This window comes from Crossiella sp. S99.2 (assembly GCF_023094165.1).
GTDB lineage: Bacteria > Actinomycetota > Actinomycetes > Mycobacteriales > Pseudonocardiaceae > Crossiella.
Genome location: NZ_JALMDK010000006.1, coordinates 301,914 through 315,630 on the forward strand (window position 1 = coordinate 301,914; position 13,717 = coordinate 315,630).

15 protein-coding genes are annotated in these 13,717 nt (G+C 71.5%); 3 read left to right on the top strand and 12 right to left on the bottom strand.

Annotated features, from left to right (window positions below; translation table 11 throughout):
* Positions 1-25: 25 nt before the first annotated feature.
* The 8 genes from MZC64_RS24470 to MZC64_RS24505 form a co-directional block, all read right to left on the bottom strand.
* Entirely contained in the window at positions 26-235 is a 210-nt protein-coding gene (locus tag MZC64_RS24470) for a hypothetical protein (RefSeq protein WP_247759527.1), read from the bottom strand.
* Positions 236-278: 43 nt separating this feature from the next.
* Positions 279-1,547, bottom strand: a complete 1,269-nt coding sequence (locus MZC64_RS24475) for a deoxyguanosinetriphosphate triphosphohydrolase (protein WP_247759526.1) — start codon at positions 1,545-1,547, stop codon at positions 279-281.
* Positions 1,534-2,217: a YdcF family protein gene (locus tag MZC64_RS24480; RefSeq protein WP_247759525.1), complete on the bottom strand. Its 684-nt coding sequence runs from the start codon at positions 2,215-2,217 to the stop codon at positions 1,534-1,536. The genes MZC64_RS24475 and MZC64_RS24480 overlap by 14 nt, the downstream gene beginning before the upstream one ends.
* A gap of 350 nt (positions 2,218-2,567) precedes the next feature.
* A complete protein-coding gene (locus MZC64_RS24485; protein WP_247759524.1) occupies positions 2,568-3,173 on the bottom strand; it encodes a response regulator transcription factor in 606 nt (201 codons plus the stop codon).
* Positions 3,170-4,255, bottom strand: coding sequence for a sensor histidine kinase (locus MZC64_RS24490; protein ID WP_247759523.1), 1,086 nt, complete (start codon positions 4,253-4,255; stop codon positions 3,170-3,172). Before MZC64_RS24490 ends, MZC64_RS24485 begins: the two co-directional genes overlap by 4 nt.
* Positions 4,256-4,275: 20 nt before the next feature.
* A complete protein-coding gene (locus tag MZC64_RS24495) occupies positions 4,276-5,013 on the bottom strand; it encodes an ABC transporter permease (protein WP_247759522.1) in 738 nt (245 codons plus the stop codon).
* Entirely contained in the window at positions 5,010-5,942 is a 933-nt protein-coding gene (locus MZC64_RS24500) for an ABC transporter ATP-binding protein (protein ID WP_247759521.1), read from the bottom strand. Before MZC64_RS24500 ends, MZC64_RS24495 begins: the two co-directional genes overlap by 4 nt.
* Positions 5,943-6,010: 68 nt before the next feature.
* Positions 6,011-6,478 carry a MarR family winged helix-turn-helix transcriptional regulator gene (locus MZC64_RS24505; RefSeq protein WP_247759520.1) on the bottom strand — a complete coding sequence of 156 codons (468 nt, stop codon included), beginning with the start codon at positions 6,476-6,478 and terminating at the stop codon, positions 6,011-6,013.
* Positions 6,479-6,519: 41 nt separating this feature from the next.
* Here MZC64_RS24505 and MZC64_RS24510 point away from each other — a divergent pair, with 41 nt between their 5' ends.
* Positions 6,520-7,248: a peptidase E gene (locus MZC64_RS24510; RefSeq protein WP_247759519.1), complete on the top strand. Its 729-nt coding sequence runs from the start codon at positions 6,520-6,522 to the stop codon at positions 7,246-7,248.
* Positions 7,249-7,374: 126 nt separating this feature from the next.
* A complete protein-coding gene (locus MZC64_RS24515; RefSeq protein WP_247759518.1) occupies positions 7,375-8,277 on the top strand; it encodes a hypothetical protein in 903 nt (300 codons plus the stop codon).
* A 26-nt stretch (positions 8,278-8,303) separates the two neighbouring features.
* On the opposite strand, the gene MZC64_RS24520 is transcribed toward MZC64_RS24515, so the two are convergent.
* The 4 genes from MZC64_RS24520 to MZC64_RS24535 all read right to left on the bottom strand — a co-directional run bounded on the left by MZC64_RS24520 (position 8,304) and on the right by MZC64_RS24535 (position 13,214).
* Entirely contained in the window at positions 8,304-9,689 is a 1,386-nt protein-coding gene (locus MZC64_RS24520; protein WP_247797745.1) for a glycine--tRNA ligase, read from the bottom strand.
* 825 nt (positions 9,690-10,514) lie between these two features.
* Positions 10,515-10,934: a thioesterase family protein gene (locus MZC64_RS24525; protein WP_247759517.1), complete on the bottom strand. Its 420-nt coding sequence runs from the start codon at positions 10,932-10,934 to the stop codon at positions 10,515-10,517.
* Between the two features lie 296 nt (positions 10,935-11,230).
* Positions 11,231-12,694: an FAD-binding protein gene (locus MZC64_RS24530; protein ID WP_247759516.1), complete on the bottom strand. Its 1,464-nt coding sequence runs from the start codon at positions 12,692-12,694 to the stop codon at positions 11,231-11,233.
* A 34-nt stretch (positions 12,695-12,728) separates the two neighbouring features.
* Entirely contained in the window at positions 12,729-13,214 is a 486-nt protein-coding gene (locus MZC64_RS24535) for a class F sortase (protein WP_374205787.1), read from the bottom strand.
* Here MZC64_RS24535 and MZC64_RS49160 point away from each other — a divergent pair.
* The gene (locus tag MZC64_RS49160) at positions 13,204-13,650 is read left to right on the top strand and encodes a hypothetical protein (protein WP_282105798.1); all 447 of its coding nucleotides are present in this window, start codon (positions 13,204-13,206) and stop codon (positions 13,648-13,650) included. The genes MZC64_RS24535 and MZC64_RS49160 overlap by 11 nt on opposite strands.
* Positions 13,651-13,717: the final 67 nt, after the last annotated feature.

Consider the following 13,717-nt stretch of genomic DNA (forward strand, 5'->3'; position numbering starts at 1 on the left):
CTAGTCAGCGGCGGCCCGCCACTGGTCAGCGCCGCGGATCGGGCAGCGTCACGTGCTGCGCGGGCGCGGGCGGCTCAGCCGCGGCGGCCCCGCTGAGCGGGCCGGGCGGATGCGGCCGCCGGGGCTCGCGCACCCCGGCGCCACCCGGATCGTCCCGCCGCCGGGGCGGGGCGCCGGCGGGCACCTTGCGCCGTAATGGCCGGAACACCGCACGCACTACCTCTCGAAGTCCCATGACCTCGAGTAAACCAGAAATCGTCAACGTAGGTTGACGCCGTTCAGGTGGTCAGCCGCCGGTGCCAGCTCACCGCCTGCGCGTCGGTGAGCAGCGCGACCTGGTCGATGACCACCCGCAGCCGCTCCGCATCGTCCCCGGCGGCCGACCACGCGGGCCGGAACGCGGGGTCGAGTGCCTCCGGCGCGCGCAGGCACAACGCCTCAGTGAGCTGGGTGATCAGCTCCCGTTGCCGGATCTGCACGGCCAGCCGTTCCTGGTCGCTCATCACGTACCGCAGCGCGACCGCCTTGAGCAGGGCGACCTCGGCGGCGACCGGCGGCAGCACGACCAGGTCGGCCTCGTAGCGGCGCAGTGGCCCGGCGCCGTGGGCCTTGCGGGTGCCGGTGACCGCGGCGGAGGCGAAGCGCCCGACCAGTTCGCTGGTGAGCTGTTTCAGCGCGACCTGGTCGGCCAGGGTGCCGTCGTAGTCGTGCCGGGCGAGCAGGGCCACCGCGGGGAGCCGCAGCAGTCCGTCGGCGGCGGCCTCGATCGCCTCCACCGGTTCGTGGCTGAAGTGCGCGGCGGCCAGCGCGGCGATGACGTGCCGTTCGGCCGGGCTGCCCAGCGCGCGCAGCGAGATGCGTCCGGCGAGCACCCCGTCCTCCACGTCGTGCACCGAGTAGGCGACGTCGTCGGACCAGTCCATCACCTGGGCTTCCAGGCATCGCGCGTCGGCTGGGGCGCCCTGCCGGAGCCAGCCGAAGACCGGGAGGTCGTCGGCGTAGACCCCGAACTTGACGGTGCCTGCCCGCCGCGGCCACGGGTATTTGGTCGCGGCGTCCAGCGCGGCCCTGGTCAGGTTGAGCCCGTACTGGCGCCCGTCCGGTCCGAGCGCCTTGGGTTCGAGCCGGGTGAGGATGCGCAGGGTCTGCGCGTTGCCCTCGAACCCGCCGCAGGGCCCGGCCAGCGCGTTGAGGGCGCGTTCGCCGTTGTGCCCGAACGGCGGGTGGCCGATGTCGTGGGCCAACCCGGCCAGGTCGACGATGTCGGGATCACAGCCCAGTTCCCCGCCGATGCCCCGCCCGATCTGGGCGACCTCCAGGGAGTGGGTGAGCCGGGTGCGCGGCACATCCCCCTCCCCTGGCCCGACCACCTGGGTCTTGCCGGCCAGGCGGCGCAGTGCGGCCGAGTGCAGCACCCGGGCCCGGTCCCGGGCGAAGGGCGTGCGGGCTTCGGTCTCGGCTTCGGCCAGTGCGCCGTGCTTGGCGGGTTCGGGCAGCAGCCGCGCGGTGTCGTGCGCGGAGTAGCCGTGCGGTTCAGCCGAGACCATTGTCAGCCATGTGGGTGGAGGTGTGGGTGAGCCGGTAGTAGAGCACGCCCGCGGTCTCCCGCAGGATGTAGCGCAGCTGGGTTTCCCTGGTCTGCACGATGGGTCCACGCCGGGTCGGCGAGGCCCAGGCGGCGAGCCCGGTGTCCCCGGCCATGGTGCGGGCCCGCAGCGAGTGCCAGGGATCGCTGACGATGACCGCGCTGTGCCAGCCGCGTTTCTCCGCCTCCCTGGCCACGGCCTGCAGGCTGCCGAGGGTGTCGGCGCCCTCGTTGACCGCGACCACCTTGTCCTTGGGAATGGCCTTCTTCGCCGTGCCGGACTTGGTCTCATCGCCCACCAGCCACCGCTGCCCCGCCTCGGCCTCGGTGTAGGTGTCGCCAAGCCCGCGCCCGCCCACGGTCACCACGGTCTTGGCCACCCCGCGCTCGAAGAGCTGCTGGGCGTGCGCCAGCCGCGCCTCCAGCACATCGGAGGGCCGCCCGCCGTACTGCGCGGCGCCCAGCACCACGGCGATGTCCGCGGTGGACCGGTCGTCCAGCCGGGCGACCTGCCACACCCGGAAGGCAGTGCCACCGACGATCAGCAAGGGCAGCAGCACAATCCCGGCCAGCACGCGCCGCAACAGCCGTGCCGTAGCCCGCCGGCCGGTGGTGGGTGCGTGTCCAGTCATGCCGCAATGCTGTCACGAACTCGGCCAAGATCGAGTTCCGGTCACCGCCGAATTCCCGTTTTGTCGGCCCCCACCGGTAAAATAGAAATCGGGGGGTTTCCCCGCGCGCGCGTTGTGTGCCGGGCCGGTTGGCCGGGTGTGGCGGGGGCGTGGAATACCCGGTCGAGGGGACCTGGGATTGGGTTCGTGCCGGCGGTACCGGCATGAGCATGATCAACGACTCGCGGTCGGCACCGATCAAACCGAGCCGGAGCCCCGAACATCGGGCAAGACCGCCTCGACCGGCACCGCTCACCACCGCTGATCAGCCCTCGCGGCGACCGGTCACCTGATCCCGGCCACCGCGCAGGTCACAGCCAGCCGCGGTCGTCGGCGATGCGCACGGCCTCAGCCCTGGTGCGCGCGCCGGTCTTGCCCATCGCCGCCGACAGGTGATTGCGCACGGTCCCCTCCGACAGGTGCACCGCCCTGGCCAGGTCGGCCACGGTGCCGCCGTCCCGCGCGGCCGCCAGCACCTCCCGTTCCCGCCCGCTCAACGGACTGGCCCCGCTGGACAGCGATTCCGCGGCCAGCCCCGGATCGACCACACGCAATCCCGCGTGCACCCGCCGCACCGCGTCGACGAGCTGTTCCGGCGGGGCGTCCTTGACCACGAACCCGGCCGCGCCCGCGCTCATCGCCCTGGCCAGATATCCCGGCCTGCCGAAGGTGGTCAGGATCAGCACCCGGCATCCCGGCAGGGCGTCGCGCAGTTCGGCCGCCGCGGCCAGTCCGTCCTTGCCTGGCATCTGCACGTCCAGCAACGCCACGTCCGGCCGGTGTTCGAGGGCCGCGGCGAGCACCTCCTCGCCCGAGCCGACCTGCGCGACGACCTGGATGTCGGCCTCCAGCCCGAGCAGCGCGGCCAGTGCCCCGCGGACCAGGGCCTGGTCGTCGGCGAGCAGTACCCGGATCACTCGTCGTCCCCGATCTCCGCGCGCAGCCGGAATCCGCCGGCGGGCAGTGGCCCGGCCGTCAGGGTGCCGCCGACGGCGGCGAGTCGTTCGGTCAGGCCGGTGAGTCCGGTGCCGGTGCGGCCGGTGTTGTCCTGGGGCGCGCCGTCGTCGGCGACCTCCAGCCAGGACAACCCGAATCGCACCTCGCAGCGGGTCGCGCCGCTGTGCCGGAGCACGTTGGTGACCGCCTCGCGCAGCACGTAGGCGAAGACCGGCTGGTGCCGCGGCGCGACGTTGTCCACGGCGTGCGGCAGGTCGGCGGTGATCCCGGCGGCCTGCAACGCCACCCGCGCCCCGGCCAGTTCCGCGGCCAGTGAGGTTTCCCGGTAGCCGGAGACGGTGGCGCGGACGTCGGTGAGCGCGGCCCTGGACAGCGCTTCGACATCGCTGACCTCGGTGATCGCCGCCTCCCGCTGTCCGGCTTCCAGCAGTCGTCTGGCCAGCCCCGCCTTGAGGGTGATGGTGGTCAGGCTGTGCCCGAGCACGTCGTGCAGATCGCGGGCGAGCCGGGCGCGTTCCTCGGCGACGGCGAGCAGTGCGGCCTGTTCCTGTTCGCGGTACAGCTTGATGTTGCCGCGGATCAGCTCGGCCACGCCGAGCACGCTGAAGGTGCTCAGCAGCATGGCCAGGATGATCCAGGCCAGCCAGAACGGCCCGCCGTCGAGCACGGCACGCACTGCGACGATGCTGGGCACGACCGGCACCAGCACGGCCAGCCAGACCGGCAGCAGGATCGCCGCGGTGGCGGCGAGGTAGACGAACAGGCTGAGGAACTCCACCCCGAAGGCCAGCGTGATCAGCGTGATCAGCGCGGCCTGGCCGATCACGAGCGCGATTCGCTGCCACATCGGCGCCTCGAACAACCGGGGCGGCACCACCAGGTAGGTGACGCCGATGATCCCGATCCCGGCCAGTCCGGCGATCTTCCACAGCACCGGGTGACCGGCGGCGAGCAGGTAGTAGACCGGGAAGAGCAGGAACAGCAGGAAGAAGCCGGCGAACAGCTCCCAGGAACGCATCCTGGGTCCGGCTCTGGTGGTCATGGCGTTCACCGTAGGCAAGGTCAGCGGCCGGCGCTGAGCCGGTATCGCCTGGCCACGAACAGGCCGAGGACCAGGGTCACGCCGCTGAGCACGGCGATCGCGGGCAGGCTGACCGTGCCTTCGGCGATCACCCGGATCCCGTTCTCCCGGAACCAGAAGCTGGGCAGCGCACGGGCGATGTCGCCGACCCAGTCGGGCATGATCTCCACCGGCACCATGAGTCCGCCGACCATGGCCAGCGCCATCATCACCGCGGGCGTGACGGCCTGGGCGGATTCGGCGCTGGCGAGCTGGCCGATGGCCATGCCCAGCAGCGCGAACGGCACCGAGCCGAGGACGAGTCCGGCGATCAGCATGGCCCACTGCGCCAGGCTGAGGTCGATCTGGCGCACGATGACCCCGACCGCGAGCACGCCGAGCATCGCCGGGATGGCGACCAGGACCGCGATGAGTCCCTTGGCCAGCAGGTAGCCGCCGCCGCTGAGCGGGGTGAGCCGGAGTTGCCGGTGCCAGGCGATCTGGCGTTCCAGCGCGATCCGGCCGCCGGTGACCAGGGCGGCGGACATGGCGGCGAAGCTGGCCATGCTGACCATGGTGGCGGCGGTGACCGGGGTGCCGTTGCGGAAGGTGGCGGTGCCGCCGCCGTAGATGCCGGAGAAGATCAGGAACATCGCGGTGGGCACCACGATGGTGAAGAAGAGGAAGGCGAACTGCCGGACGATGAGCTTGACCTCGATGAAGAGGTAGGTCGGGTTCACTTGTCCTCCTGGCTGGTCAGCGCGAGGAAGGCATCTTCCAGGCCGACGGTGGTGATCTCGATGTCGCGGGCACCGGGGTAGCGGTCGAGCACGGCCCGCAGGGTGGCGTCGGAGTCCCTGGACGCGAGGGTGGCGTGCTCGCCACGCAGGTCGGCGTGGGTGACGCCGGGCAGCAGCACGAGCGAGCCGTGATCACTCCCAGGGAGCACGGCGCGCAGGGTCCGCCCGGCGGCGGTGGCCCGGATCTGGGCGACGGTGCCGTCGGCGACGACCGCTCCGGCGCGCATCAGCACGACCCGGTCGGCGTAGCTCTCGGCCTCTTCGAGGTAGTGGGTGGCGAACAGGACGGTTTTGCCGGTGGCGGTGAGTTCGCGGATGTTGTGCCAGAAGTGCCGCCGGGTCTCCACGTCCATGGCCGCGGTGGGTTCGTCCAGGATCAGCAGGTCGGGGTCGCTGACCAGGGCGATGGCGAAGCGGACGCGTTGCCGCTGGCCGCCGGAGAGCTTCTTGCAGCGGCGTTTGACCAGGTCGGCGACACCGGCTTTGGCGAGTGCGATGGCGGCGGCCTGAGGGCGGCGGTGCAGGGCGGCGACCATGCGGACGAGTTCGCCGACGGTGGCGTCCTCGATCAGCGCGCCGCCCTGGAGCATGGCGCCGATGACGCCGTCGCGGACGGCCTGGTCGGGGCGCTTGCCGAAGACGTGCACCTGGCCGGCGTCGGGGCGGGTCAGGCCGAGGACCAGGTCGACGGTGGTGGACTTGCCGGCACCGTTGGGGCCGAGCAGGGCGAGCACCTCGCCGGGGGCCACGGTCAGGTCGACGCCGTCCACGGCGCGGACCGGTCCGAAGTGTTTGCGCAGGCCGCGGAGGCTGATCGCGGCGCCGGCGGCGATCTCTCGGTCGGCGCCGGGCAGGGTCGGTGTGGACATGCCACTACGGTGCCGTCCGCGCGGGTCCGGGACGCAGGCCGCTCGTCACGGCCCGGCCATGACATCTGTCAGGGGTGCTCGTCCTTGCGGACGCGTTCGCGCACAGCGGTCATGACCTGATCGACCACGGCCCGTTGTTCGGGGGTCATGAGGTCGATGAGGTAGTCCCGGACGGTGTCGACGTGGCCGGGGGCGATCTTGTCGAGCAGGCGTTGCCCGGCGTCGGTGAGCACGGCGACGACGCCGCGTTCGTCGGTGGCACAGGATTCCCGGCGCACCAGCCCGGTCTTCTCCAGGCGGCTGACCTGGTAGGTGAGACCGCTTTTGGAGACCACGGTGCGGCCGGCCAGTTCGGTCATCCGCATGCGCCGGCCGGGGGCCGCGGACAAGGTGGAGAGCACGTCGTACTGGGCGTGGGAGAGCCCGCCGTCGGTCTGGAGCTGGTGTTCCAGCCTGCGTTCCAGGAGATGGGTGGCCTCGACAAACGTGATCCACATCCGCAGCTCGGCCTCGGACAGCCAGCGGGGCTCGTTCATGTCCGGACCCTAACCGTCAGCGGGGATGGCACGATCGAACCATGCCTGCTGAGCAACCGACGATCCTGGCCACCTCGGGTGGTCTGCGCCGTGGCCACCGCACCGATCTGGAGTTCGCGCCGCTGTTGACCTACGCGGTGGAGCTGGCCGGGGTTGAGGGCAGGCGCCCGAAGTTGTGTCATATCGGCACGGCGCTGGGTGATCAGCGGGGGTTCAACGCGACCTTCGCCGAGGCCGGGGAGATCGCCGGGGTCGAGGTGGTGCACCTGAACCTGTTCCCGATGCCGCCGACGGCGGATCTGCTCGACTACGTGCTGTCCTGCGATGTGGTGTGGGTGGGCGGGGGTTCGGTGGCGAACCTGCTCGCGGTGTGGCGGGTGCACGGGTTGGATTCGGTGCTGCGGGAGGCGTGGCTGCGCGGGGTGGTGCTGACCGGGGTGAGCGCGGGCTCGCTGTGCTGGCATGTGGGCGGGCCGACCGATTCCTTCGGGCCGGAGCTGCGGATCGTCACCGACGGGCTGGGTTTCCTGCCCTATGGCAACGGGGTGCACTTCGACTCCGAGGCGGCGCGGCGGCCCGCGGTGCTGGGTGCGGTGGCCAACGGGGTCATCCCGGACACCTATTGCACCGATGACGGGACCGGATTGCTCTACCACGGCACCGAACCGGTCGAGGCGCTCGCCGAACGCAAGAACGCCGGTGTCTACCTGGTGCGACGCGAGGACGAGGGCACGGCGGTGGAGCACGCCCTGGACGTCCGCCGCCTCTGACCCCCACTACCACATCTCCGGCCGCACCGCCCCTTCAAGATCGCGACCTATCCACAATCGACCACTTGTCCACAGCCCGCTCCGGCGCCGCTGGCCCCCGCCCAGCCGCCGGAGCAGGCTGGCCCCATGACCACAACCCTCGTCCCGGTCCGCCTTGACCGCCTGGCCGCGATGTTCCCGCACCAGGTGGCCCGCACCTCCGAGCTGTACCGGCTGGGCGTGCCCGGCAAGCTGGTGAGTTCCTGGCGGGAGGCGTTGCCGGGTGTCGTGCTGCTCACCGGCAATCGCCCCACCAGGGCCGGTTTCCTGCGCGCGGCCTTGCGCTATGCCGAACCGAACGCCGTGATCACCGGCTATGACGCCTTGCAGCTGCACGGCATTCCGATACCGGGGCTGGATGGCACGGTCCACCTGCTGGTCCCGTTCGCGAACCCCCGGCTCACCCCTGTCCGGTCGTTGCACGTGGACCGGCTGCGGGTGCTGCCGAAATGGACGATGTCCCGGGGTTTCCCGGTGGCCTCGGTGGCCAGGGCGACCTTGGACGCGGCCCGCCGAACCCGGGGCCCGACCGAGTTGGCCACGCTGCTGCGCCTGGCCTGCGCCCAGGGCGGGGTGTCCACTGCCGAGCTGTTGACGGAGCTGGACGAGTCGCCACAGCGGGGCCGCCCGGCGGTGCGCGAGGCGCTGAACAAGCTGCCGCTCAACGTGGTGGACATCCAGCAGGCACGGGCACAGCGGATCCTGGCGCTAGCCGAGTTGCCGCGGCCGACCTGGGACAGACGGATCACTTCAGACGGCCGTCAGCTGCTCGGCACGGCCAATGCCTGGTGGAACGAGGTGGGCTTGGCCTGGCTCTGGCTGAAGAACCGGCGCCCGGACGGCCCTGATCCGTTGGCGAACGCGGGTGTGCACGTGGTGCGCACGCCGGTGGAGCAGTTGGCCGAGGCGCCTGACACGGTGGCCGAGGAACTGCGGATGGCGTATTCCCTGGCGCGGCTCAGCCCGCGACCGGGTGTGATCGCGAGCTGAGCCGGGAAGGAGTGGGAGTCGTGACCTCAGCAGCCGATGAGCCGCGCGGCCAGGTAGGACTCGATCTGGTCGATCGAGATCCGCTCCTGGCTCATGGTGTCGCGCTCGCGCACGGTCACCGCGTGGTCGGTGAGGGTGTCGAAGTCGACGGTGACGCAGAACGGGGTGCCGATCTCGTCCTGGCGGCGGTAGCGGCGGCCGATGGCGCCCGCGTCGTCGAAGTCGATGTTCCAGTTCCGGCGCAGCGCGGTGGCCAGGTCACGGGCCTTGGGCGAGAGGTCGGCGTTGCGGGACAGCGGCAGCACGGCGGCCTTGACCGGCGCGAGCCTGCGGTCCAGCTTGAGCACGACCCGCTTGTCCACGCCGCCCTTGGCGTTGGGGGCCTCGTCCTCGTGGTAGGCCTCCAGCAGGAAGGCCATCATCGGGCGGCCGACACCGGCGGCGGGCTCGATCACGAACGGCCGGTAGCGGGAGTTGGTGGCCTGGTCGAAGTAGGACAGGTCCACGCCCGAGTGGTTGCTGTGGGTGCCCAGGTCGAAGTCGGTGCGGTTGGCGATGCCCTCCAGCTCGCCCCACTCCTGACCGGCGAACTGGAACCGGTACTCGATGTCGGCGGTGCGCTTGGAGTAGTGGGACAGCTTCTCCTGCGGGTGGTCGTAGATCCGCAGGTTGTCCTTGGCGATGCCCAGCTCGGTGTACCAGCGGGTGCGCTCGTCGATCCAGTACTGGTGCCATTCCTCGTCGGTGCCGGGCTCGACGAAGAACTCCATCTCCATCTGCTCGAACTCACGGGTCCGGAAGATGAAGTTGCCGGGCGTGATCTCGTTGCGGAAGGACTTGCCGATCTGGCCGATGCCGAACGGCGGCTTCTTGCGCGAGGTGGTCTGCACGTTGAGGAAGTTGATGAAGATGCCCTGCGCGGTCTCCGGGCGCAGGTAGTGCAGGCCTTCCTCGGTCTCCACGGGGCCGAGGTGGGTCTTGAGCATCATGTTGAACTCGCGGGGCGCGGTGTACTGGCCGCGGGTGCCGCAGTTCGGGCACGGGACGTCGGTGATGTCGTCCTCGGTGGTGGGCTTGCCGGTGCGCTCGGCGTACTCCTCGGCAAGCTGGTCCGCCCGGAACCGCTTGTGGCAGGAGGTGCACTCCACCAACGGGTCGTGGAAGGCGTTGACGTGCCCGGATGCCTTCCACACCTCACGGGGAAGGATCACCGAGGAGTCAAGCCCGACGACATCCTCCCGCCCCTGCACCATGAACTTCCACCACTGGCGCTTGATGTTGTCCTTCAACTCCACGCCGAGCGGCCCGTAGTCCCAGGCCGACCTGGTACCGCCGTAGATCTCCCCGCAGGGGTAGACGAACCCTCGGCGCTTGCAGAGGTTGACGACGGTATCAATCCGATCGGCCGACACGGACACTCCAGAGCAGGTCATAGGCATTCAGCGGGAGGCTGCAAGGGTAGCGACCGCCTTTTCGCCCCCGACAACCGCGTTCCACCACCCCCCATTTCCACCCCACCCCAGCCCCCCTCACCCCACCAAACCCACCCCCGCCACCCCACGCCATCCCCCAACCCGCCACGCCCCCAACTCAAGGCCACCCTCTTCCACCAAACCCCCCACCCTCACAACTTCAGCCCCACCCCGCCGGCCCCGCACCACCACGGCACACCCACCAAGCCCAGTCCTCACCCCCACAACACAGCCCGCAAACCCACGGTCATCCCCAGCCTCTCCCCCCGCCACGCCCTCCGCCCCAATCCCGCCAAGCCCTCCGCCCCAGCCCCGCCATACCTTCGGCCCGTTCCACCCCGCCACGCCAAGAGCCCTCACCCAGCTCAGCTCCCTGGCCCTGGCTTGCCCACAGCCCCGGTCTCTGGCGCGGGCCACCAACTCCCCCGGCCAGCCCGGTCCCGGCTCCGGCTCACAAAATCCCCAGCCCCCAACCCCGCGACCGCGCCTGTTCCTCCCGGGCCAACCTCCCCCTCCCCCAAACCACCCCAAACCCAAGACCGCTCCCGCCCACCCGCTCCCCGCCACACCGGGACCACCCGGCACCAAGGCCCCCGCACAGCCACAAAAGCCCCAAGCCGAGCGCCCGCGTCAGCCCTGCCTCAGCCGAAGGCCGACCACCCCAGCCAGCCCTTCAACCAACCACGTCACCAGAGCCCAACCCCAGCGAACGCCCCCAGCCTCCACCCCTCCACGAAGGCCAGCCCCCGAACACCCCCGAATCCCTTACAGCCCAACCAACTCCGGCCGCGCAGCCAGCCCTCGGAACACCGCCTCCGGATCCGCCACCAGTCGCCGGGTCCCCAGATCCAGCACCCCACCCACATTCAGCACCTCGGCAACGAGTTCCTCTCCGCGCCGAACCTCCTGCCGCACCCGGAAAACCTTCCCCTGGCCCCACTCGAACACGCAGTCCAACTCAACCTGGTCGCCCGCCCGCAGTTCCCGGTGATACCGAATGGTCTCCTCGATCCGCACCGGCGCGACCCCCAACTCCCGCAACGCTTCCAGGCCGATCCCCGCCGCCCGCAAACATTCCCACCGCACGTGCTCGGCGTACTGCAAGTACACCGCCCCGTTCACGTGCCCCAACGAGTCCAGCTCATAAGCCCGGACCCCGATCCCAACCCGAAACCCATGCCCCATAACCACTCCCCACGCCAGTTCCGACTGGCGCGCACGCTAACCCCCACCCCCGACACCCATCCGCCCACCAACCGGCCAGGTCCGCCTGGCCGCCTCACCCCGACGACCCCTGACCGCACCGACCCAACTCGCCCGCCCAACTCACCCGGCAAGGCCCCGCTCTCGGCCTGCTCCCGCTCGCCAAGTCCATCCCCAGACCCGGCTCTTCCTTCGCTCCCACACGCCAGCCGTACTTCTACGTCCGCGGCCCCCTGTCTCCTCCCGCTCGTCCGCCGCCGCGACAGCCGCGGTCCGCCTCAACGCCCCAGTTCGGCTCGGATCGCCGCGGGCAGCCCAGTCCCCTGGTTGAGCTGCAGGTGCGGGTTGTACCGCGCGACCGTCTCCGCAAAGTCCCGCCAGTGCTCGCCGAGCCGCGCCGCATGCGGCCACACCCCGTCCCAGCAACCCCAGATCGGGTAGGCCACGCCCCCGTCGGCGCGCGCTTGTTCATGCGCGCCCCGCCTGCTGCCGCGCACGGTGGCGGTCCAGGACGGGTCGGCGCCGGGCAGGCCGCGGTCGCGGAGGGTGTCGACCAGCACGATCCGGTCGCTGTCCCCGGCGGGCACGGCGAATGCCGGGCGGGTGAAGGCGGACCTGCGGTGTGGGAAGGCGAGCACGAACTGCGGGATCTCGGTGGCCCAGTCCGCCGGGGTGAACGCGGCGACCCGGCGGGTCAGGTAGTGCTCGGCGTGCTGGCCGGACAGCAGCACGTCGTCCCAGAGTTTTGTGGTGTCGTCCCAGGAAAGTGAGGTGCGGAAACTGTCGAACATCTCGGTGATCATCCGGCTGCGTTCGGGGTAGGTCACCAACTGCGTCAGGCGATGTTCCGGTTCCGGTTCCACCGGCAGCGGCTGTGTCTCGTGGCGGTCGGTGTGCTGGTAGGCGTGCACCTGGAAGGTCGCGCCGGGCCTGCCGCCGGTGCCGGGTCGTTGGACCCACAGGTAGACCTCGTCGGCGGCCTCGTTGTCCATGAGGCAGTCCATGGCGGCGAAGGCGGTCGCGGCGTCGGCGTAGTCCAGCAGGTCCAGTTGCACGCGCGGCTGGGCCGGGGTCAGTTCGAGCCAGGCGTCGGTGATCACGCCGACGGCGCCGAGTCCGGCCAGCGCGGCCTCGAACAGGTCGCGGTGTTCGGTGGCCGAGGCGAGCAGGATCTCGCCGCGGCCGGTGACCACCCGGAGGCGGCGGACCCGGTCGGCCAGGGTGCCTTCGCGCCACCACGCGGAGATGCCGCCGACCGCGAGCACGCCGCCGACGGTCAGCCCGTGGTAGTCGGGCAGGCCGGCGGCCGGGCGGTGGCCCGCGGCGAAGGCCGCGGCGTCGAGGTCGGCGAGCATGGCCGCGGCGCCGACCTGGATGACGCCCTCGGCGTCGACCTCGCCGATCCGGCCGAGGCCGCCGACGAGGGTGAGCACCACGCCGTCGGTGAGGGCGTGCCCGGACAGGCAGTGGCCCGCGCCACGGACCGCGACCGGGATGCCACGCGCACCGGTGTGCCGCAACAGTTCCGCCACGGCCTCGGCGGTTCCGGCGCGGAACACCGCGGCGGGGCGCCGGTGGTCGAGGTTGCCCGCGTCGGTGGCCGCGGCCTCGCGGGCGGCCGGGTCGACGGTGAGGTCACCGGACCAGTGGGTGGCGCGTTGTTCCAGCTCGGCCAGCCAGGCCGGGGGCGGAGCAGCGGCCTGGTCGGGCTGGGTCGCCGTCGCGGGTTGGGCCACGCTCATGGACGTCTCGGCTTTCCGGCCGGTGGCTGCCGGCTCAGTTGAGGTGTGCCTGTGGCGACACGGGTTCGGCCACCACGATGCGATTGTCGCGGTAGCCGTCGGTGCCGCCGACGAAGTCCCCGCCACAGGTGACGAGCACGACCCGGTGCGGTCCGCGCGCGTTGAACAGCCGTTCGGCGTGCCGGGGCAGTTCGTCCTTGTGCAGGGTGAGGATCTCGGTGACGCGGTAGGTCCAGCGCAGGCCCGCGGCGTCGGCGATCGTCACCGGCTGACCGCGCTCGGCGCGCCACAGCTCGTCGAATGGTCCGGTGCGGCCACGCCAGTTGACGTGGCCGGACAGCACCGCGGCCCCGTTCGGCGCGCCCAGGCCGACGCCCCACCAGGCGGCCTCGTCGAGGCTGTCCGGGATGGGCAGGGTGCCGTCGGGAGTGATCTCCCGGCGCACCAGCCGCGCGCTGCCGCCGGCGGCGAGCCGGATGGTGCCCGGCCGTTGCCCCGGCGGCGGCGTGGTGACCGTCATCGGCGCGCTGCTGGCGGTCCCCGGCGGTGTGCTGCTCCGCGACGTCGCCAGCGGCAGCACAAGATCCGGAGCGGGGGCGGTGGGGAGGGGGTGGGGGGTGGGCCCCCTGAAGGCGGCGGCGAAGGCGACGGTCGCGCCCACGGCGAGTGCCGTGAGCACGACCGCACCGATCACGAGTCGCCTGCGAGGAGGCCGCGACTTCTCCCCGTTGGCGGGCTCGAGGTTCGTGGCGGGCGCCACCGGGGTGGCCGGTGCGGCGTCTGCCGGGGCGACGTTCAACGACGTGTTGCTGGTCGCTGACGCGCCGGTCGTCGCTGGCTGGCTGGTGGTCGCTGACGTGCCGGCCGCCGACGTGTTGGTCGTCGCTGATGTGCCGGTCGCCGACGTGCTGGTGGTCGCTGATGCGCTGGTCGTCGAGGGCGAAGTGGCGGCTTGAGTTGGCGGGGTGGGCTTCTCCTCGCCTGGCGGGTGGGTCGGGGGGAGGCCCGGCTCGGGGTCCGATC

Coding starts and splice junctions, on each gene's coding strand:
- MZC64_RS24470 (WP_247759527.1), bottom strand. CDS start 235: ATGGGACTTCGAGAGGTAGTGCGTGCGGTGTTCCGGCCATTACGGCGC.
- MZC64_RS24475 (WP_247759526.1), bottom strand. CDS start 1,547: ATGGTCTCGGCTGAACCGCACGGCTACTCCGCGCACGACACCGCGCGG.
- MZC64_RS24480 (WP_247759525.1), bottom strand. CDS start 2,217: ATGACTGGACACGCACCCACCACCGGCCGGCGGGCTACGGCACGGCTG.
- MZC64_RS24490 (WP_247759523.1), bottom strand. CDS start 4,255: ATGACCACCAGAGCCGGACCCAGGATGCGTTCCTGGGAGCTGTTCGCC.
- MZC64_RS24500 (WP_247759521.1), bottom strand. CDS start 5,942: ATGTCCACACCGACCCTGCCCGGCGCCGACCGAGAGATCGCCGCCGGC.
- MZC64_RS24505 (WP_247759520.1), bottom strand. CDS start 6,478: ATGAACGAGCCCCGCTGGCTGTCCGAGGCCGAGCTGCGGATGTGGATC.
- MZC64_RS24510 (WP_247759519.1), top strand. CDS start 6,520: ATGCCTGCTGAGCAACCGACGATCCTGGCCACCTCGGGTGGTCTGCGC.
- MZC64_RS24515 (WP_247759518.1), top strand. CDS start 7,375: ATGACCACAACCCTCGTCCCGGTCCGCCTTGACCGCCTGGCCGCGATG.
- MZC64_RS24525 (WP_247759517.1), bottom strand. CDS start 10,934: ATGGGGCATGGGTTTCGGGTTGGGATCGGGGTCCGGGCTTATGAGCTG.
- MZC64_RS24530 (WP_247759516.1), bottom strand. CDS start 12,694: ATGAGCGTGGCCCAACCCGCGACGGCGACCCAGCCCGACCAGGCCGCT.
- MZC64_RS24535 (WP_374205787.1), bottom strand. CDS start 13,214: ATGACGGTCACCACGCCGCCGCCGGGGCAACGGCCGGGCACCATCCGG.